This is a genomic window from Xanthomonas fragariae, from assembly GCF_017603965.1.
Lineage (GTDB): Bacteria > Pseudomonadota > Gammaproteobacteria > Xanthomonadales > Xanthomonadaceae > Xanthomonas > Xanthomonas fragariae_A.
In genome coordinates this window covers 760,819-781,355 of record NZ_CP071955.1, presented here as the reverse complement: position 1 = coordinate 781,355, position 20,537 = coordinate 760,819, and the positions used below count along the sequence as shown (strand labels likewise).

At 63.8% G+C, this 20,537-nt stretch carries 17 protein-coding genes, 1 other RNA gene and 2 pseudogenes; 3 read left to right on the top strand and 17 right to left on the bottom strand.

All coding sequences use genetic code 11. The features are described from left to right. Positions 1-204: 204 nt before the first annotated feature. From ftsZ to mraZ, 14 genes are all read right to left on the bottom strand, one after another. Positions 205-1,440: a cell division protein FtsZ gene (ftsZ, locus tag J5I97_RS03645; RefSeq protein WP_208589143.1), complete on the bottom strand. Its 1,236-nt coding sequence runs from the start codon at positions 1,438-1,440 to the stop codon at positions 205-207. Between the two features lie 294 nt (positions 1,441-1,734). Next, positions 1,735-2,970: a cell division protein FtsA gene (gene ftsA, locus J5I97_RS03640; RefSeq protein WP_003485272.1), complete on the bottom strand. Its 1,236-nt coding sequence runs from the start codon at positions 2,968-2,970 to the stop codon at positions 1,735-1,737. Further along, positions 2,967-3,803: a cell division protein FtsQ/DivIB gene (locus tag J5I97_RS03635; RefSeq protein ID WP_208589142.1), complete on the bottom strand. Its 837-nt coding sequence runs from the start codon at positions 3,801-3,803 to the stop codon at positions 2,967-2,969. The genes ftsA and J5I97_RS03635 overlap by 4 nt, the downstream gene beginning before the upstream one ends. Before the next feature lie 124 nt (positions 3,804-3,927). Continuing rightward, positions 3,928-4,830: a D-alanine--D-alanine ligase gene (locus J5I97_RS03630; protein ID WP_238135719.1), complete on the bottom strand. Its 903-nt coding sequence runs from the start codon at positions 4,828-4,830 to the stop codon at positions 3,928-3,930. Between the two features lie 128 nt (positions 4,831-4,958). Beyond that, positions 4,959-6,392: a UDP-N-acetylmuramate--L-alanine ligase gene (murC, locus tag J5I97_RS03625; RefSeq protein WP_208589141.1), complete on the bottom strand. Its 1,434-nt coding sequence runs from the start codon at positions 6,390-6,392 to the stop codon at positions 4,959-4,961. Next, positions 6,389-7,666, bottom strand: a complete 1,278-nt coding sequence (murG, locus tag J5I97_RS03620) for an undecaprenyldiphospho-muramoylpentapeptide beta-N-acetylglucosaminyltransferase (protein ID WP_208589140.1) — start codon at positions 7,664-7,666, stop codon at positions 6,389-6,391. The genes murC and murG overlap by 4 nt, the downstream gene beginning before the upstream one ends. Next, complete coding sequence (gene ftsW / locus J5I97_RS03615) at positions 7,663-9,027, bottom strand: putative lipid II flippase FtsW (RefSeq protein ID WP_208589139.1); 1,365 nt, start codon at positions 9,025-9,027, stop codon at positions 7,663-7,665. The genes murG and ftsW overlap by 4 nt, the downstream gene beginning before the upstream one ends. After that, a complete protein-coding gene (gene mraY, locus J5I97_RS03610; protein ID WP_208589138.1) occupies positions 9,027-10,112 on the bottom strand; it encodes a phospho-N-acetylmuramoyl-pentapeptide-transferase in 1,086 nt (361 codons plus the stop codon). The genes ftsW and mraY overlap by 1 nt, the downstream gene beginning before the upstream one ends. Further along, on the bottom strand, positions 10,102-11,625 hold the full coding sequence (locus tag J5I97_RS03605) for a UDP-N-acetylmuramoyl-tripeptide--D-alanyl-D-alanine ligase (protein WP_208589137.1): 1,524 nt from the start codon (positions 11,623-11,625) through the stop codon (positions 10,102-10,104). Before J5I97_RS03605 ends, mraY begins: the two co-directional genes overlap by 11 nt. Then, complete coding sequence (locus J5I97_RS03600; RefSeq protein WP_208589136.1) at positions 11,622-13,097, bottom strand: UDP-N-acetylmuramoyl-L-alanyl-D-glutamate--2,6-diaminopimelate ligase; 1,476 nt, start codon at positions 13,095-13,097, stop codon at positions 11,622-11,624. Before J5I97_RS03600 ends, J5I97_RS03605 begins: the two co-directional genes overlap by 4 nt. 8 nt (positions 13,098-13,105) lie before the next feature. Further along, a complete protein-coding gene (locus J5I97_RS03595; RefSeq protein ID WP_208589134.1) occupies positions 13,106-14,974 on the bottom strand; it encodes a peptidoglycan D,D-transpeptidase FtsI family protein in 1,869 nt (622 codons plus the stop codon). A gap of 211 nt (positions 14,975-15,185) precedes the next feature. Further along, on the bottom strand, positions 15,186-15,449 hold the full coding sequence (ftsL, locus tag J5I97_RS03590) for a cell division protein FtsL (protein ID WP_208589133.1): 264 nt from the start codon (positions 15,447-15,449) through the stop codon (positions 15,186-15,188). Further along, positions 15,446-16,489 carry a 16S rRNA (cytosine(1402)-N(4))-methyltransferase RsmH gene (gene rsmH / locus J5I97_RS03585; RefSeq protein ID WP_208591539.1) on the bottom strand — a complete coding sequence of 348 codons (1,044 nt, stop codon included), beginning with the start codon at positions 16,487-16,489 and terminating at the stop codon, positions 15,446-15,448. Before rsmH ends, ftsL begins: the two co-directional genes overlap by 4 nt. 14 nt (positions 16,490-16,503) lie before the next feature. Beyond that, positions 16,504-16,986: a division/cell wall cluster transcriptional repressor MraZ gene (mraZ, locus tag J5I97_RS03580; protein ID WP_208589130.1), complete on the bottom strand. Its 483-nt coding sequence runs from the start codon at positions 16,984-16,986 to the stop codon at positions 16,504-16,506. Positions 16,987-17,277: 291 nt separating this feature from the next. On the opposite strand from mraZ, the gene J5I97_RS03575 reads away from it, so the two are divergent. The 3 genes and pseudogenes from J5I97_RS03575 to J5I97_RS03570 all read left to right on the top strand — a co-directional run. Next, positions 17,278-18,045 (top strand): NRDE family protein, encoded by a 768-nt coding sequence (locus J5I97_RS03575; protein WP_208589129.1) that lies wholly within the window; start codon positions 17,278-17,280, stop codon positions 18,043-18,045. A gap of 37 nt (positions 18,046-18,082) precedes the next feature. Continuing rightward, positions 18,083-18,175, top strand: a pseudogene (locus tag J5I97_RS19715) (type II toxin-antitoxin system CcdA family antitoxin); the annotation flags it as partial. Then, a pseudogene (locus tag J5I97_RS03570) lies at positions 18,175-18,357 on the top strand (CcdB family protein); the annotation flags it as partial. The pseudogenes J5I97_RS19715 and J5I97_RS03570, both read left to right, overlap by 1 nt. Before the next feature lie 265 nt (positions 18,358-18,622). Here J5I97_RS03570 and rnpB read toward each other — a convergent pair. From rnpB to rsmI, 3 genes are all read right to left on the bottom strand, one after another. Next, positions 18,623-18,972, bottom strand: an RNA gene (gene rnpB / locus J5I97_RS03565) — RNase P RNA component class A. Positions 18,973-18,990: 18 nt separating this feature from the next. Next, entirely contained in the window at positions 18,991-19,209 is a 219-nt protein-coding gene (locus J5I97_RS03560) for a hypothetical protein (RefSeq protein ID WP_208591537.1), read from the bottom strand. A 491-nt stretch (positions 19,210-19,700) separates the two neighbouring features. Next, positions 19,701-20,528, bottom strand: a complete 828-nt coding sequence (rsmI, locus tag J5I97_RS03555) for a 16S rRNA (cytidine(1402)-2'-O)-methyltransferase (protein WP_208589128.1) — start codon at positions 20,526-20,528, stop codon at positions 19,701-19,703. Between the last annotated feature and the right edge of the window lie 9 nt (positions 20,529-20,537).

Here is a 20,537-nt window from a genome sequence, read left to right as displayed (position 1 = left end):
GCCGAAGCGGCTGTCCAATTGTTTGAGCTTATCCGAATTTTAACAAGTCGCGCCTGACGGCAACTGTAATCGACCGGTCACGCCACTGCAAAAGCTGCCGGATCAAATGATCGGTCCGGCAGAAAGAGGACATGGCATTGCAACCCCGAAGCGAACCTCGGGGCATTGCGGACGGCGCCACCGAAGTGGCATCGCGTTGCAGCGTCAGTCTGCCTGGCGGCGCAGGAACGCCGGGATATCCAGGTAATCGTTGGGCAGGTCTGCCGCCGGCGCAGTCGAACCGCCGCCGCTGTTGCTGCTGCCGACCGAATCGCTGCTGGGACGACGCAGGCCCAGACCCATGCTGCCGCCGACCGCCTTGGACACTGCATCGCCGCCGCTGGTCTCGAAATCGCCGAACTCTGGCTGGCCGGTGGTGGCGTTGCGCACCAACTTGATCGGCGCGCGTTGGTCCGAACGCTGGGTCTGACGTGCAACCGCACGGTTCAAGCCAGTGGCCACGACGGTGACGCGCACTTCGTCCTGCATGTCCGGGTCAAGCACGGTACCGACGACCACGGTCGCATCTTCCGAGGCAAACGCTTCGATGGTGCGGCCGATTTCGTCGAACTCGGACATGGTGAAGTCCGGGCCGGCGGTGATGTTGACCAGGATGCCGTTGGCACCGGCCAGGTTGACGTCGTCCAGCAGCGGGTTCTGGATGGCGGCTTCGGCAGCGGCCTGCGCGCGATCGTCGCCGCGTGCCGAGCCGGTGCCCATCATGGCCAGGCCCATCTCCGACATCACGGTGCGCACGTCGGCGAAGTCGACGTTGATCAGGCCCGGACGCACGATCAGATCGGCGATGCCCTGCACGGCGCCCTGCAGCACGTCGTTGGCGGCACGGAAGGCCTGGATCATGGTGGCGTTGCGGCCAAGCACGGTGATCAGCTTTTCGTTCGGGATGGTGATCAGCGAGTCGCAATGCTGGCTCAGTTCCTCGATGCCCTTCAGCGCGACCTGCATGCGGCGACGGCCTTCGAACGGGAACGGCTTGGTGACGACGGCAACGGTCAGGATGCCCATCTCCTTGGCCAGCTGCGCAACGACCGGTGCCGCACCAGTGCCGGTGCCGCCGCCCATGCCGGCGGTAATGAACACCATGTCCGCACCCTGCAGCGCGTCCATGATGCGTTCGCGATCTTCCAGCGCGGCCTGACGGCCGACTTCCGGATTCGCGCCTGCGCCCAGGCCCTTGGTCACGTTGGTACCGAGCTGCAGCTGCAACTTGGCGCCGCAGTTCTTGATCGCCTGCGAGTCGGTATTGGCGGTGATGAATTCCACGCCATCGACGTTGGTGTTGACCATGTGCGCGACGGCATTGCCGCCGCCGCCGCCCACACCAACGACCTTGATTACCGCGTTGGGAGCCATCTTTTCGATCAGTTCAAAATGTGCCATGTCAGTGTCCTCTTGAGCCGGGATTGGGGAGGTGGGATTGGGGATTCGCAAGTGCTGGTCCCTGCCCACTCCGCATCACGGCGAGTGTTGTTGTTTGAAAGTCGGGTCTCGGTTGTCGGGACCGTAGATGCGCTGTTGCGCTCTACGACTCACCGCACCTGCTCCTCGACGCAATGCCTGCAAAAAAATTTTACCGCCTGCCCGCTTGCCGCTCTCCACTTAAATCTTTGCTGCCACTGTGCTTTTTCTTTCGCTCTTACCAATCCCAAATCCCGAATTCCAACTCCCGGCACCTCAGAATTCACCGCGATACCAATTCTTCAATTTCTTGAACAAACTCCCTGCACGTCCGGTCGGGATCGATGGGCGGCGTGGGTGTTCGATCTGACTGCCCATCAACAACAGGCCCACGCCGGAGGCGTGTACCGGGTTGCCGACGACTTCGCCCAGACCGGTGACATGCTGCGGAATGCCCACGCGCACCGGCATCTGCAACATTTCTTCGGCAAGCTCCACCACGCCTTCCATCTTCGAGGCGCCGCCGGTGAGCACCATGCCGGCGCGCACCATTTCTTCGAAACCGGAGCGGCGCAGTTCGGCCTGCACCATTTCGAAAATTTCTTCGTAGCGACCCTGCACGGCCTGCGCGAGCGCATGCCGTGGCATGCGACGCGGCGGGCGATCGCCGACCGACGGCACCTGGATGCTTTCTTCAGCGGTGGCCAGCTGCGCCAGCGCGCAGGCGTAACGCACCTTGATCTGCTCGGCTTCCGGGGTTGGCGTGCGCAGCATGTGCGCGATGTCGTTGGTGACATGGTCGCCAGCGATCGGCAAGGATGCGGTGTGGCAGATCGCGCCCTGCACGTAGACCGCCAGGTCGGTGGTGCCAGCGCCGATGTCCACCAGCACCACGCCTAGCTCGCGCTCGTCGGCAGTCAATACCGCTACTGACGATGCCAGCGACGACAGCACCAGATCGTCGACCTGCAGGCCGCACTTCTGCACGCACTTGGTGATGTTGGCCGCAGCCGATTGCGCGCACACCACCAGATGGGCGTGCACCTCCAGGCGCACGCCGGTCATGCCGACCGGATTGCGGATGCCTTCCTGCGAATCGTCCAGCACGTACTCGCGCGGGATCGCATGCAGGATACGCTGGTCGGCAGGAATGGCCACGGCCTTGGCCGCATCCAGCACGCGCTCCAGATCGCTCCAGGTCACTTCGCCGTCGCGGATCGGCACGATGCCGGGCGAGTTCTTGCATTGCACATGGTTGCCGGAAATCGATGCGTACACCGAGCGGATTTCGCAGCCGGCCATCAGCTCGGCTTCTTCCACCGCGCGCTGGATCGACTGCACGGTGGATTCGATGTCCACCACCACGCCGCGCTTGAGGCCGCGCGATTCATGCGAACCGATGCCGATCACTTCGATCGGATTGCCTGGCGAGTACTCGCCGACCAGCGCGACGACCTTGGAGGTGCCGATGTCCAGTCCAACGATGAGGGATTTGTCGCCTTTGCGGTTCATGTCTTAAAGCCGGGAATAGGAAATAGCGAATGGGGAATGGTCAGAAACAGTGCACGGTTACGCGGAGAATTCAGCACTAGTCTGTGGTGCGCGGCAGGCGACACCGGTTTAGGCTTTTTATCCATTCCCGATTCCCCATTCTCCATTCTGCGTTCGATCGTGAAACCGTTCGTGTAGCGCAGGTCGGCACGCGCAATCGGGCGCTGCGGGTCGGCTAGCTGCGGCAGCACGCGTGCGAACCGCTGCAAGCGTGCGCGCGCATCGTCGCGACCGATCACGATCTGTACGCCGTTACTCAAACCCAGCGACCAGCTTCCGCGCGCGTCCATTTCCAGACGTTCCACATCCAAGCCAGTTGGTGCGAACAAAGCGCGCGATTCGTTGTATAGCGCCACCACTTCCTTGGTCTTGCTGTCCGGGCCACCGAGTTGCGGCAACTTGAAATCTTTCAACAACGGCGGAGTACGGAACAGCCGCCCTTGCTCGGACAACATGCGATCGGTGCCCCAGCGCGCGAACGGCTCGTGCTCGGTGACATGCACCTCCAGCACGTCCGGCCAGCGCTTGCGCACCTGCGCACTTTCCACCCACGGCAAGCGCCCGATGGCGTCCTGCGCCTCCTGCAACTTCACCGCAAAAAAGCCCGAACGCGCATACGGCAGCACCACCGCTCGCAACTCTTCGGCCGGCACCCGCTTGAAATCGCCGGACACCCGCAACCTCGCCAACGGCCAGCGCTCGGAACCGACCCAGCCATTGAGCACAGCCACCACCGGCAACGCGACCAACGTCACCGCGATCAACCAGGCAAGAATGCGCAAGGTGGCGTTCATGGGCGTACTCCGCGCTCCGGATGAGCGATTTGAGATCGGGGATTCGCAACGGCAGCAGCAAGCGCAGCGACGCGTGCGGCGGCGCCGTTGACTAATCCCCAATTGCAAATCACCAATCCCGGTATCACAGCGTCTGCTCCAGTACACGCCAGACCAGTTCTTCGAAATCGATGCCGAGCTGGCGGGCGGCCTTGGGCACCAGCGAGTGGCTGGTCATGCCGGGGGCGGTGTTCACTTCAAGCAGATACAGCTGGCCGCTACTACGGTCGCGCATCACATCGACACGGCCCCAGCCGCGGGCGCCGGCTGCGCGGAAGGCATCCAGTGCAAGTTGGCGGATCTGCACTTCGGCATCGCCTTCCAGGCCCGGGCACAGATACTGGGTGTCGTCGGCCACGTACTTGGCGTTGTAGTCGTACCACTGGCCCTTAGGCACGATGCGGATCGACGGCAACGCGGTGTCGCCGAGCACGGCCACGGTGAGTTCGTCGCCTTCGATCAGCTGCTCCATCAGCAACGCGCCGTCGTAGCGCGCAGCCAGCCCCACGGCTTCTTCGAGCTGGGCTTGGTCGAACACGCGGCTGATGCCGACGCTGGAGCCTTCGTTGGCCGGCTTGACGATCACCGGCAAGCCGATCTGTTGTGCGGCTGCATGAATTTCATTGGCACTTGCGCCAGCTGCCAGACGCGCATAACGCGGCGTGGACAGGCCCAGCGACAACCACACCTGCTTGGTGCGGATCTTGTCCATGCTCAAGGCAGAACCGAGCACGTTGGAACCGGTATACGGCACCTTGAAGGCTTCCATCAGGCCTTGCACGATGCCGTCTTCGCCGCCGCCGTTATGCCCGTGCAGCACATTGAAAACGCGATCGAAACGCTGCTCCACCAGAGCCTGCGCCAAGGCCGGAATGCCGTCGACCGGCTGTGCATCGATACCGCGCGCGCGCAGTGCCTCCAGCACATTCCTGCCGGAATTCAGCGACACCTCGCGCTCGGACGAAGTGCCACCGAGCAGCACGGCCACGCGACCGAATGCGGCCGGTATGGATGCCAGAAAAGACGCGGGATCGGGAACAGCCGACCGCGGTGCCGACTCGGCTGGCGCCTTGTTGGTCCCCGGTCCCCGGTCCCCGGTCCCGCCAGAGCTCACGCTCATGCCGACTCTCCGGTAAAGCCATTATTGATGATGTGCTGAGCCACGTAACCGATATCGCCTGCACCCATCATCAGCAACAGATCGCCGTCTTGCAGGACGTCGGGCAACACTTCGGCTAGACCTGCAATTTGGCTCACGACCACCGGTTCGCTGCGACCGCGCGCACGGATGGCGCGCGCCAGTGCGCGCGAATCGGCGCCGGGAATCGGCGCTTCGCCGGCCGGATATACCTCGCTCAGCACCAACGCATCGACGGTGCTCAGCACTGCGGCGAAGGCATCGAACTGATCGCGGGTACGGCTATAGCGATGCGGCTGGAACGCCACTACCAGACGTTTGTCGGGCCAGCCACCGCGAGCGGCAGCGAACACGGCTTCGAGCTCGCGCGGATGGTGGCCGTAATCGTCGACTACACGCACACGTGCACCGGTGCTGGTGGTGACTTCGCCCAGATCGTTGAAGCGGCGGCCGATGCCGGCGAAGTTCTCCAACGCACGCGCAATGGTTTCCGGTGCTACGCCCAGCTGCCAGCCGATCGCGGCAGCAGCCAGTGCGTTGAGCACGTTGTGACGGCCCGGCAGTGCCAACGTCACCGGTGTGGTGGTGCCTTCGGGCAAACGTAGGGTGAAACGCATCCGCGGGCCGTCCTGCACCACATCTTCGGCGCGCACATCGGCGTTTTCGCTCATGCCGTAGCTCATCACATGACGCGGCGTCTTGACGGCCAATGCGGCCACTTCCGGATCATCGATGCACAGCAGCGCAAGGCCGTAGAACGGCAGACGCTGCAGGAATTCGGCGAATGCGGCCTGCACACGGGCAAAGTCGTTACCGTAGTTTTCCAGGTGATCCGAATCGATGTTGGTGATCACCGCCATCAGCGGATTGAGGCGCAGAAAGCTGCCATCGCTCTCGTCGGCTTCGGCAACCAACCACTGGCCACCACCGAGCTTGGCGTTGGCACCGGCTGCCAGCAACTGCCCACCGATGACGAAGGTCGGATCCAGACCGCCTTCGCTAAGTACGGCCGCAGCCAGACTGGTGGTAGTGGTCTTGCCATGCGTGCCGGCCACTGCGATACCGCGACGGAAGCGCATCAACTCAGCCAGCATCGCCGCGCGCGGCATGATCGGAATGCGCTGGCTGCGCGCCTCCATCAGCTCGGGGTTGTCTTCACGGATCGCACTGGACACCACCACGCAATCGGTACCAAGCACATTGGCCGCCGAATGCCCGCGCATCACCCGTGCACCCAGCTTGGCCAAGCGCCGTGTCGCCACGTTGTCGGCGTTGTCGGAACCGGAGACTTCATAGCCCAGCGTCAGCATCACCTCGGCGATGCCACTCATGCCGGTGCCGCCGATGCCAACGAAATGCACGCGCGGAAACGCACGTACCAGATCGCCACTGTCTTGCAGACGGCGCATCACAGGCCATCTCCGGTGAAGGCGCCAAGATTGGAAATTTGGGATTGAGGATTGTTGGCAACGGCGGCGATTGATCGCACCGAAAATTCGCCATTTACGGATTTCTGCATGCTGCCCTGCTTGTGCTGTTGCGATTTACCAATCCCCAATCCCGAATCTCCACTTCCGGCCTCTTCAAGAATGATATCGGCGATGTGTTCGGCGGCATCCGGTTTGGCCAGGGTGCGTGCGGCGTTTGCCATCGACAGGCGGCGGGCGGGGCCGCTAAGCAGGATTTGCAGAACCTGCTGCAGACGCTCGGCCAGGGTGTCGTCCTGTTTGAGCAGGACGGCGGCATCGGCACCGACCAAGTACTCGGCATTGCGGGTCTGGTGGTCGTCGACAGCGGCGGCGAAGGGCACCAGCACGCTGCCGATACCGGCGGCGCACAGCTCGGCCAGGGTGGATGCGCCAGCGCGGCAAACGACCAGATCGGCCCATGCGTAGGCGGCCGCCATGTCGGCGATGAAGGGTTCGACGCTGGCATTGACTCCAGCCTGCGCATACGAAGCTTCGGCTTCGGCACGCAGCTTTTCGCCGCACTGGTGACGCACTTCAACGTCAGGGCGGCCGAGTGCGGCCAACGCCGCCGGCACGGCTTGATTCAATGCGCGTGCGCCCTGGCTGCCACCGAGCACCAGCATACGCACCGGGCCACTGCGACCGACCAGACGCGCGGCCGGTGCGGGAAGCGCGGCGATTTCTGCACGCACAGGATTGCCCACCGCCTCTTCGCCAGCAAAGCTGCCAGGAAAACCGGTCAACACGCGGCGTGCGAAACGCGACAACACCTTATTGGTCATGCCGGGTGCGCGATTTTGTTCGTGCACCAGCAACGGGACGCCGAGCAGACGTGCAGCCAGCCCACCCGGGCCGGCCGCAAAGCCACCGAAGCTGATCACCGCACGCGGCTGACGCTTGCGCAACACGAAGCCGGCGGCGCGCACTGCGCGCATCACCCCCACCGGCGCGCCGAGCAACTTCACGATGCCCTTGCCACGCAAGCCGTTGATGGCCAGCGTGTCGAGTTGAACGTCGTGCTGCGGCACCAGACGGGTTTCCATTGCACCGTCGGCACCCAACCAGGTCACCGGCACGCCACGCGCACGCAGCACCTTGGCCACCGCAAGACCCGGGAAGATATGCCCACCGGTTCCGCCAGCAAGAATCATCACTGGCCGAACCACGGCAGACTGCGCGCACGCTTGTGAGGCATTCGCATACCCACCAACGCTCATGCAATCCTCCCGAACGTCGGTTCCACGCGCGGCTGCATCCGACTGCTACCACGCAAGATGGCCGATGCCGGCGCAACCGACATCGGTGCGACCGGTGCGGCGGCGGCAACGGTGTCGCGCTGCGGCTTGTGCGCTGGCGCAGAGGTCGGCGGCACAGAATCGACCATCGGCTTGGCCAGCTCAGCCGACGGTGCGCCTGCACCTTGCGGCGACAACTTGCTGCGCAAGCGCTCGGCACGATCCATTTCGTAGGACACACGCAGCAACAGGCCCATCGCTACGCACGTCATCAGCACCGACGAACCGCCGGAGGAAATCAGCGGCAGAGTCAGGCCCTTGGTCGGCAAGATGCCCAGATTCACGCCCACTGAAACGAAGCTCTGCAGGCTGATCCACAGACCGATACCAAAAGCGATGTAGCCGGAGAAGTGACGCTTCATTTCCACGCAGCGCATGCCCAGCCAGAACGCGCGGCCGACCAGCAAGGCATACAGCGAAACCACCCCGCACACGCCGACAAACCCCAGCTCTTCGGCAATCACCGAAAAGATGAAGTCGGTATGCGCTTCGGGCAGGTAGTTGAGCTTCTGCACCGACGCGCCCAAGCCCGCGCCGGTCCACTGGCCACGCCCCACCGCCATCAAGGCATTCGACAACTGATAACCGGAACCCAGCTGATCGGCCCACGGATCCAGGAACGAGGTGATGCGGCGCAGGCGGTACGGCTCCAGGATTGCGATGAAGGCGAACACCGGCAGGCCGAACACGATCGGCATCGACATACGCGGCAGGTTCACCCCACCCAGCACCAACATGCCTGCGGTGATCGCCAGCAACAGCGTCGACGAGCCGAAGTCCGGCTGCATCAGCAACAAACCGACCAGCGCGATCGCCACACCCAGCGGCTTGAGCATCGCCGGCCAGGTTGCGTTGACCTCATCGCGAAAGCGCACCAGATAGCTGGACAGCCACACGATGTAGAGCACCTTGACCGCTTCCACCGTCTGGAATTTCGACACCCCCAGATTAATCCAGCGCTTGGCGCCGTTGACGCTGCTGCCCAGGCCTGGCACGAACACCACCATCAGCAAGCCGAAGCACGCCAGCAACAACACCTGGTTGTATTGCTCGATGGTCTTGAGCTCGGTGCGCATTGCCCAGAACGCCAGGCCAATGCCGATGCCCAGGAACAGCAAATGACGGGTCAGGTAATAGAATGGGTTCTCGGACAGCTCGATCGAGCTGGACGCCACCATCACCACGCCCAGCGAGGCGAGCGTGGCCGCTGCCCCGAGCAGCCACGGGTCGTAGCGGCCGCCGATGGCGTCCAGTCGCGTAGCTTGGCAGGACATGTCGTTCATCAGCGCACCTTCAACGTGGCGAGGCCGATCAGCACCAGCACCACTGAAATGATCCAGAAGCGCACGATCACGCGCGGCTCCGGCCAACCCTTGAGTTCGAAGTGGTGATGGATCGGCGCCATCCGGAACACGCGCTTGCCGGTCAGCTTGAAGCTGGCGACCTGGATCATCACCGACAGCGTTTCGATCACGAACACGCCACCCATGATCACCAGCACCATTTCCTGGCGCACGATCACTGCAATGGTGCCAAGCACCGCACCCAACGACAGCGCGCCGATGTCGCCCATGAACACCATTGCCGGATAGGTGTTGAACCACAGAAAACCCAGCCCTGCCCCGGCGATTGCAGAGCAGATGATGATCAGCTCGCCGGCCCCTGGAATCAGCGGAATTTTCAAGTAGTCGGCAAACACCACGTTGCCCGATGCGTAAGCGAACACGCCCAGCGCGCAGGCCACCAGCACGGTCGGCATGATCGCCAGACCATCCAGGCCATCGGTCAGGTTCACCGCGTTGGAAAAGCCGACAATCCAGAAATAGGCGATCACCACAAAGCTCACGCCGGCCAACGGCAACGCGATCGACTTGAACATCGGAATGTAGAAGGTGATCGCCGCCGGCACGTCAGCGGTGTAATAAAGAAACAGACCGGCGGCCAGACCGAAGATCGACTGCAGCAGATATTTCCAGCGCGACTTCAGCCCGCTTGGATCGCGCCGCACAATCTTGATCCAGTCGTCGTACCAGCCGATCGCACCGAAGCAGATCATCACCGCCAGCACCAACCACACATAACGGTTACGCAGGTCGCCCCAAAGCAGCACCGACAAGGTCACCGTCAGCAGGATCAGCGAGCCGCCCATGGTCGGCGTGCCGGCCTTGGAAAAATGCGTCTGCGGGCCGTCTTGGCGGATCGGCTGGCCGCCCTTGAACTGACCAAGCTTGCGGATCATCGCTGGGCCCATCCACAACGACAGAAACAGCGACGTCAGCGCTGCGAGGATGCCGCGGAAGGTCAGATAGTTGAACAGCCTGAACAGGCTTTCCAGTTGCTGTAGCCAACGTGCCAACTCAAGCAGCATGGGATGCGTCCTCTGCCGGTGCGAGCAACGCGGCGACGATGCGGTCCATGGCACTGCCACGAGAGCCTTTCACGAGAATCGTCGGGGAGCCTGGACCGGTGATGGCTTCCGAGGATTGCTGCTGATCGTGAATCAATGCGTGTTCCTGTGTGTTTTCCAATATTCGTGTTTGCTCTTCCCTGGTCCCTGGTCCCTGGTCTCCGGTTCCGACATCAGCCAGATCCGCCTGCAACGCGGCGACCAGCGCGGCATGGGTGGCGAACACGCGGCCGCCATCGCCGAACGCCTGCGCGGCGGCGGCACTGAGCTCGCCCAACGCGTACAGGCGCTGCAGCTTGGCCGCGCGTGCGCGACGCCCGGCGGCGGCATGCAACGCCGTGCCCTCCGGGCCGAGTTCGCGCATGTCGCCGAGCACAAGCCAACCTTCGCCCGGCGCAGCAGCCAGGGTGTCGATGGCGGCATCCAGCGAACCGGGATTGGCGTTATAGCTGTCGTCGATCAACACCGCTCCGCTCGGTAAGGTGCGAGCGATCTGCCGACCGGCCACCGGGCGCGCCTGCGCCAGGCCGGCAGCAATCGCCTGCAATGCGATGCCCGCGCCCAACGCCAACCCGGCCGCAGCCAACGCATTGAGCACGTTGTGGCGACCCGGCAACGGCAGCGCGATATAAGCGTCACCTTGCGGGGTCACCAGCGTGAACTGTGCACCGCCTGCATGCAGCCGCAGCTGACGTGCGGTGATGTCGGCACTGGCCTGCAAGCCGTAGCGCAACACGCGGCGGCCCTGCACCGACTGCGCATGCAATTGCTGTTCGAACCAGGCACCGAAGGCATCGTCGGCGTTGATCACCGCCACGCCATCGGCCGGCAGAGCGGTGTAAATGGCGCCCTTGGTGCGGGCAACGCCGAGCAGGCTGCCCAGGCGCTCCAGGTGTGCGGGGGCGATATTGTTGACCAGCGCGACGTGCGGCTGCGCGATCTCGGTGAGATAGACGATATCGCCCGGCTTGCCGGCACCCATTTCATAGATCGCAAGATCCGCATCGTCCGGCGCAGCGATCACCGCCAGCGGCAGACCGATCTCGTTATTGCGGTTGCCCGGCGTGGCGTACACGGTGGTGCCGTCGATACGCCCGGCTTCCTGCAGGATCGACAACAGCAATGCCTTGACGCTGGTCTTGCCGTTGGAGCCGGTCAGCGCGATCACCCGCGTGGCGCGATCGCGCTGCATGCCGGCGGCGATGCGCGCCAGGGCAAGCTCGGAATTTTCCACCAGCACCTGCGGCACGCTCAACGCCGGCAGCAGGCGCTCCACCAGCAAACCGCTGGCACCGTGCGCAACCGCGTCTGCGGTGAAATCGTGCCCATCGAAGCGCTCGCCGCGCAGCGCAACGTACAGGCTGCCGTTGGCGAGCGTACGCGTGTCGTTGCCGACCGCGTCGATCATGGCGTCGTCGCCGTGCAGTTCGCCACCTGCCCAGTGGGCAATCAACGACAGCGGAGTGAGCTTCATGCGCGCACCCCCAGCACGCTGCGTGGCAACAACGCCTGCGCTGCCACCAAGGCGTCGTCGAAGGCATGCCGCACACCGGCGACTTCCTGATACGGCTCATGGCCTTTACCGGCAATCAACACGGTGTCGGACGCGCCGGCCATGCCGATGGCCTGATGGATCGCGGCAGCGCGATCGCGCTGCACGATAGCTGCATCCGGGCGAGCAAAGCCACGCAGGATGTCGGCCACGATCACCTCGCCATCTTCGCAACGTGGGTTGTCGTCGGTGACGATCACCGCATCGGCATAGATCTCGGCGATCACCGCCATCTGCGGACGCTTGCCGGTATCGCGTTCGCCGCCGCAACCGAACACGCAGATCACCTTGCCCTGTGCATGCGAACGCAAGCTGGTCAGCGCTTGCTCCAGCGCGTCGGGCGTGTGTGCGTAATCGACCACTACCAGCGGTGCGCCATGCGCGCCACCGAGCCGATTCATGCGGCCGTGGATCGGCTGTAGTTGGCCCAGCACCTCGGCAATCTGCGGCGGCGCAACGTCCAGCGTATACAACACTCCGGCTACGGCCAGCACGTTGTCCACGTTGAAGCGACCCAGCAACGGCGAGTGCACCGGGTGCACGTGACCGTCGATGTGCAGCGCGAAATTGATGCCGTTGTGGTCCAGTTGCAGCGCCTGCGCGCGCACCGCAGCATCGGCGTGCGCGCGTGAACTCACACCGATCGCACGCAGCGCGGGATCGAGCGAAGCGAACAGGCTGCGACCGAACGCATCGTCCACATTCACCACCGCGGCCTTCAATCCAGCGCGCGTGAACAGCTTGGCCTTGGCCGCGCCGTACTGCGCCATGTCGCCGTGGTAATCGAGGTGATCGCGGGTGAGATTGGTGAATACCGCCACATCGAACTGCACCGCATCGACGCGGCCCTGGTCGAGCGCGTGCGAGCTCACTTCCATCGCCACGGCCTGCGCGCCTTCATCGCGCAACTGCGCCAATAGCGCATGCGTCTGCAGCACCAGCGGCGTGGTGAAACCGGTCGGCACGGCGGTGCCATACAGACCGACGCCCAAGGTGCCAAGAGTGCCGGTGGGAATGCCAAGCAGCGTCAACGCCTGCGCCAGTAACTGCACGATGGAGGTCTTGCCGTTGGTACCGGTCACGCCAACCATGCGCATTGCTTGCGAAGGCTGACCGTGGAACTGATTGGCCATCACGCCAAGACGGGCGCGCAAGCCAGGCACTGCGATCGCATCGGCCGATGCCGGCAGATCATCGGGCGCTGACGGTTCGAACAACACCACAGCTGCACCGTTGACGCGCGCCTGCTCGACGAAGTCCAAACCGTGCGCACCGAAGCCGGCGATCGCCACGAAGGCATCGCCAGGACGTACCGCACGGCTGTCCATCACCAGGCCGGACACCTGCACGTCATGCGCAAGCGTCACCTCGGGCAGCAGCTGCGACAGTGGCATGGAGCGACTCACTGGCGGTTCTCCCGCGGCGGTGCCGGCTCAACCGGCGCCGACGTGGCAGGCGGTGCGGCGGCGGTCGGAATACCGGCAGACACTTCGTCCACCGGGTCCGGTACCAGCGCCGGGTCCAGATCGACCGGCTGCGGCTTGACGACCGGCTGCCCGGTCTTGCCGGCGGCCTGCGCGGCCAGCCACGACTGGATGTCGTCCGGCGGTACGTCCATCAGCCGCAAGGCGCCTTCCATCACCCGATGGAACACCGGCGCCGACACCAAGCCGCCGTAATACACCTTGCCCTGCGGATCGTTGATCACGATGACGGTGGCAAAACGCGGACGCGTTGCCGGCACCAGGCCGGCGAACAGCGCGTTGTAATGCCCGCGCTCATAGCCGTTGGCGCCATTCTTGCGCGCGGTACCGGTCTTGCCGGCCACGTGATAGCCCAAAATCGCCGCGCCCTTGGCGCCGCCCTGGGTGACCACGGTTTCCATCATGTCGATGACTTGGCGTGCCACTTCCGGCGTGACAACCTGGCGGGTTTCGTTGTGCTGGCCGCGCACGAAGGTCGGCGGGGTCAGCTTGCCGCCGTTGCCCAGCGTGGCGTACGCCTGCGCAATCTGCAGTGGCGTCACCGACAGGCCATAGCCGTACGACATCGTGGTCTTGGACGGGCCGCTCCAACGTGCCGGCTGCAGCACCACACCGCTCGATTCGCCAGGAAACCCGCTGTGCGGTGCGGTGCCGTAACCGAAATTGCGGATCGACTGATAAAAGGTCTGATCCGGCACCTTGGCCGCGATCTTGGCCGCGCCGATGTTCGAGCTGCGAGTAATCACGCCGGTGACGTTGAGCACGCCGTTGTTGCGCGGCACATCGCGAATGGTGAAACGCCCCACGGCCATGTAGCCGGGGTTGGTGTCGATGATGGTGTCTTTGGTCACAACGCCCGCAGTCAATGCGGTGGCCACCGTGAGCGGCTTCATCGTCGAACCCGGCTCGACCAGATCGGTGACCGCGCGATTGCGGCGCGCCGACGGGTTGATACCGGTAACCGCGTTGGAGTTGTAGGTCGGCAGATTGACCATCGCCAGCACTTCGCCGGTGGCCACATCCATCACCACCATCGAACCGCCAGCGGCGTTGTTCTCGACCAGCGCGTTACGCAGTTCCTTATAGGCCAGGAACTGGATGCGGCGGTCGATGCTCAGCGTCAGGTCCTTGCCCGGTTGCGCCGGACGCACCAGATCCACGCTCTCCACGATCGCGCCGCGCGCATCGCGCACCACCTTCTTGGAACCCGGCTTGCCACGCAGCCATTCGTCGAAGGCCAGCTCCAGGCCTTCCTGGCCGCGGTCGTCGATGTTGGTGAAGCCCAGCACATGGGCCATCGCCTCGCCTTGCGGATAGAAACGACGGAACTCGCGTTGCGAGAACACGCCAGGAATCTTTAAATCGACAATTACATGCGCCTTGTCCGGGTTGATCCGGCGCTGCAGGTACATGAATTCCTTGCCGGCCTTCTGCGCCAGCTTGGCGTTCAACTCGTCCAGCGGTTGGCCGAGCGCCTTGGCCAGCTCGGCAATCCGGTCCGGGTTGCGTAGCAGTTCCTGCGGATTGACCCAGATCGATTCCACCGGCGTGGACACTGCCAGCGGCTCGCCGTTGCGGTCGGTGATCATGCCGCGCGAGGTGGCGATCGGCAGCTCGCGCAGGTAGCGCGCTTCGCCCTGGCGCTGATAGAAATCGCGATTGACCAGCTGCACGAACGCCGCGCGGCCGATCAACGTCACCGAGCACAGGCCCAGCGCGATGCCGACCAGGGTCAGGCGACCGCGCAGGTTGAAGTTGCTGCGGGGGCGGTTGCGGCCGGCTTTCATGGCGCACTTCCGTGTGCGCCACCCTGCGGGCGGCTTCGCCGTGCAAAACGGCTGTCGTGCCGTTTTGTCATGGGCGCACTTCCGTGTGCGCCACCCTGCGGGCGGCTTCGCCGTGCAAAACGGCTGTCGTGCCGTTTTGTCATGGGCGCACCTCCGTGTGCGCCACCCTGCGGGCGGCTTCGCCGTGCAAAACGGCTGTCGTGCCGTTTTGTCATGGGCGCACCACCACAATATCGTTGGTCTCGGGGAACTTCATCCCGATGCGCACACGTGCGACCTGATCGACCCGATTGCTTTCCGCCCAGGTGGCCTGCTCCAGCTGCAGCCGGCCGAATTCGATATTCAACTCGTCACGCGTGTGCTCGAGTTTGGACAACTGCACGAACAGCTTGCGATGCATGTGACGCATGTACACGACACCGATCGCCGAGGCGATGCTGCAGGCGAGTAGCACGATGAGCAGCATGCGGCTCATCGTGCGTCTCCTTGAGACACCGGAATTACAGAGTTGGGATTGGGGATTGGCTTAGAGCGCTCTTCCAATACCGAATCCCAAGTCCCGAATCCCAGCTTCTCGGCCACCCTCAGCACCGCGCTGCGGGCGCGTGGGTTGAGGCTCAGTTCGTCGAAGTCGGCCTTGATGGCGCCGCTGATCAGTTGCAGCGTCGGCACGAAAGGGCGCGCTTCGGGCAGGCGGCGGTTGCTGGGCGGCGCCTTGGCGTAGCGGGCCATGAATCGTTTGACGATGCGGTCTTCCAACGAGTGGAAGCTGATCACCGCCAGACGACCGCCCGGCTTGAGCGCGCCCAGGGCGGCGTCCAGACCGGCTTGCAGATCGGCCAGCTCGCGGTTGATGTAGATGCGGATCGCCTGGAAGCTGCGCGTGGCCGGGTGGGTCTTGCTGTCGCCGCGCGGCATCACCGAGGCAATCAGGTCGGCCAGCTGCGCGGTGCGCAGCAGCGGCTGTTCGGCGCGCCGCGCCACGATGGCGCGCGCAATGCGGCGGCTCTGGCGTTCTTCGCCATAGGTCCACAGCACATCGGCGATCTCGCGGTCGGTGGCATGCGCCAACCACTCGGCCGCGTTCTGCCCGGCATCCGGGTCCATGCGCATATCCAGTGGGCCGTCCTTGCCGAAACTGAAACCGCGACCGGCCACATCCAACTGCGGCGAGGACACGCCCAGATCCAGCAGGACGCCATCGACGGTTGCGGCGGCGACCACCTGGCCGAGGCCGGCAAAACTGCCGCGATGGATAGACACGCGCGCATCGCCACCGAACAACTGTTCGGCCACCGCGATCGCTTCAGGGTCCTTGTCCATCACCAGCAGTCGACCTCCCGGGCCAAGGTGTTGCAGCACGCCACGAGCGTGTCCGCCACGCCCGAACGTGCCATCGAGATAGGTTCCATTTTCGGTCACTTGCAGGCCATCCAGAACCTGCGTGTACAGCACCGGCACATGGGCCGCCGGCGGCTGCGACACCGGGTGACCGGGCTGCGCTTCACCGCGCATCCGGGCACCCCGGCTCACAACCTGAGATCGAGCAATTCATCGCCCAGATCACCGTCAGACAATGTCTGCTGGATCAGTGCGCGATGTGCCTGCTCGCTCCACAGTTCGAATTTGTCGCCCATGCCAAGCAGCACGGCTTTTTTCTCGATGCCGACCGCATTGCGGTGGCTGGCCGGGATGCTAAGACGGCCATTGGCGTCCAGCTCGAGTACGGTCGAAGAACCTACCAATTTTTGCTGCAGCGCGCGGACCACGCGCTGGGTGTTGGGCTTGGACATCACATCGTCGCGCACCCGTTGCCACTCTTTTTCCGCATACAGCCACAGGCATCCGGCTTCGAACGGGTTGTAAGTGAGGACCAGACGATTGCCGCTGACACGCGTGACGAGGTCGCGGTACGCAGTTGGCACCGCCATCCGCCCCTTGTCGTCCACTGTGATGGCAGTCTCGCCCTGAAACACCGAATGCGACCTCGAATACTCGCCTGGGAGAACCATTGAACCACGAAAAACCACAAAACACCTGATTTCCCCTCTACTGCCCACCCTAGCAGTGCATCAAAGGTTGTCAACAGTTTTCAAGATCGCAAATCGCCAGCTGTATCAATGAGTTGCAGCACTCTTTAGAGATTTGTTCAAAGGTTATCCACAAGTTGCTGTTTCGTCTCAGATTTTGAGATTGAACAGAAATTCAGGTGTGTGAAGGCCATGTAAGCTCGACCGTTGTCTCACTTGTCTATTGCGCCAGTTGCATGCATCCAATTGCGCAAACCGGCGACAATCGATGTCATGTGCCTAGTCGCTCTTGCCTGGAAAGCCCACCCGCGCTGGCGTTTGCTGCTGGCGGGCAACCGCGACGAACTTCACGAGCGCCCGACCGCGCCGCTTGCGCGCTGGGCAGCACCGGCCGACAGCGTTCTGGCCGGCCGCGACCTGCGCTCGGGCGGGAGCTGGGTGGGCCTGGGCAGCGACGGCCGCGCCGCGGTGGTGACCAACGTGCGCGACCCGCTCGCCACCGCCTCCGGCCGCTCGCGCGGACATCTGATTGCCGACTACCTGGCTGGCAGTCTGGATGCGAGGGCTTACGCACATGACCTGGCGACCGCAGCAGATGAGTTCCCACCCTTCAATCTGCTGCTATGCGACGACCAACGTTGCGAACACCTCAGTAACCACCCGCCATTGGCACGCATGCTGGCGCCGGGCATCCACGGCATGTCCAACGGTCCGCTGGATGCGCAATGGCCCAAGACCGCTGCACTGACCATGGTTCTACGCGACTGGTGCGCTGCGGACAGCGGCGACCTGCAACCGCTGTGGACTGCCCTGGGCAACCCCGCCACCGCACCCGATGTACAGCTGCCACACACCGGCGTAGACCTGTCCTCCGAACGCCTGCTTTCCGCCGCTTTCATCAACGGCACCAGCTACGGCACCCGCGCCAGCACCCTCATCGCGGTGGACCATCAAGGTCACGGTCTCATCCACGAGCGCCGCTTCGGCCCGAATGGGGTGTTCCAGGGCGAAACCCGACTGGAGATCTCAGGCGCACATTGACAACCCTGATTCATGCGCACGAATCCGGTAGTTCGCGATGACCCGCCATTACGATAGCTCCGCGCAAAAGAAGCCGCTCAATCTGACCATCAACTCGGACTTGGCCGCCCAGGCCCGGGCGATGACCGGTCTCCAACCCCGTCCCGCTTCACTCCCGAACTTACCGTGGCCGGCAGCAGCGGCATCCTGCAACCCCTGGAAATGACCTCAGTTCCACTGGCAGTACTCAGCAAACCCGCCGGCACCCTGAAAGACCAAGGCCAACGCATCATCGACGCCCTAGAGGAGCTATTCACCCGCTCTTTCGGCTAAGCGCCAACACGCCGCAGCAACGCACAAGCGAACCCGCCGCGAGGGCAAAGCCCAAGCCACGTAAAAATGATCGCAGCAACCAGACCGCATTGATCGCAGCCAAGACAAAGCGCCCCAGCAAAGCACCCAAGTGCAAGCCCCCTTGAGTTAAGGGGGCGCGGCAACCCCCGCGGGGGTTCTGGCATGCCCGGAGCGGGACCCGCGTTTTGTACCGCCACAGGCGGTACGAAGCGTGGGCGCCTTTTTGGGCCTACGCCCAAAAAGGCGGCGGAGCCGGCCGATAAGCCGGGTTCTGTCGTGGACAGTCATTCGTCTAGGCGCCACGTCACCGCGGCGCTCAAGCAACCTACCCGGATCCAGCGCGGGCCACGCCAATGGATCCCTATTTGGTCTTGCTCCAGGTGGGGTTTGCCGTGCCGGTCCGTTACCGGACTCGCGGTGCGCTCTTACCGCACCATTTCACCCTTACCGGCCCCTCGAAAGGAACGTAGGCGGTATCTTTCTGTTGCACTTTCCGTCGGCTTGCGCCGCCCAGGCGTTACCTGGCACCTTGCCCTATGGAGCCCGGACTTTCCTCGGCACTCTTGCGAGTGACGCGACTGTCTGGCCGACTCCGCCGGGACGCACTATACGCTATCGCCAGACCGTGCCACGCCCGTCGCTGTCTTCGGCGTACAGCACGACGCGCTCGAAATCATGTTCAAACGACCACTCCGCGATATCCGCGGGAATAGCCAACTGCGCGTGCGAGGGTACCATCGGGCAATAAATCAGCAGCGCGACCGCTTCGGCATGCGCGCGATATCCAGCAATCCTGGTTTGCTTTTGCTGGATGCAGGTCGACACCTGCAGTTGAGTGAGCGCGGGCACATGAAACACGCCGCCTCCCAATACGTTTTCTTGAGCAGCCGGCGTAAGTTGCACATGACTTAGGAACTCAGGAAGTTGGTTTCTGATGACGGTGCTGTCTTCGATCAATCCCAACCGTTTGCGCAGCAGATGCTCCACCCGTTCAATCGCTTCGGGAAGCTTCGGAAGCGGTTGATCCGCAAAACCCAGATTGATCTGTACGCCTGGCAAAAGCCGCGCCAATCTTAGGTTTCAGTGCGTCCAGCAGTTTCTCACGCGCCCGAGCAAGCGCTTTGCCATTAGAACGTAAGAGTTGGGTCATCTCGACGGCGTACCGCGACCCATCAGCAAGACGAAAGCGGATGTCTGCCGCAGGCTCCTTGGGTTGTTCGATATCGCCGATTGGGGGCGGAAATGCGTCCGGCCAAGTCATCAAGACACGCTGGAACTGACGTCGCTCCAGCGCCTTCTTCTCGATTTCAGCAGTCCCCGCCTCAGCCATTGCCGCCATACAACGCCCTACGAGGCGCACCGGTCAGTTCGGCAGCCAGCTTGGCTGCGGTGGATGGGGACAGATGTTCGGCGAGTTTGGCGTAGACGCGGCGACCTTCGGCCAGTTGGCCTTCGGCAGCGTCGGCGGCGCCCCGCACCATCACAACGAACTCGCCCTTGCGCTGGTTGTCGTCGGCATCGACCTTGGCCTGCAACTCGGCCAAGGTGCCATCGAGCACGGTTTCGAACAGTTTGGTCAGCTCACGTGCGATCACCGCGGGGCGGTCGTCGCCGAAGGCGCCGCGCAGATCCGCCAGCGAGTCGACGATGCGGTGCGACGATTCGTAGAACACCAGGGTGCGGGTCTCGCCGGCCAGGTGCGCAAGACGCTCGCGGCGAGCAGCGCTCTTGGCCGGCAGGAAACCCTCGAAACCGAAGCGGTCGCTCGGCAGGCCGGCCACGCTGAGCGCAGCGATGGCGGCGCAGGCCCCCGGCACCGGGCTGACCCGGATCCCGGCCGCGCGCGCGGCGCGCACCAGCTTGAAGCCGGGGTCGCTGACCAGCGGGGTCCCGGCGTCGCTGACGATGGCCAGCGATTCGCCTTCGCGCAGACGCGCCACGATGCGCTCGGACATCGCGTCTTCGTTATGGTCGTGCAGGGCCAGCAGCGGGCGGTCGATGCCGAAATGGCCGAGCAGCTGACGGGTGTGGCGGGTGTCTTCGGCACAGATCGCGGCCACGCCACGCAGCACCTCCTGCGCACGCGGCGACAGGTCGGCCAGGTTGCCGATCGGCGTAGCGACCACGTGCAGGGTTCCGGGGGACGTCATCAACGGTAT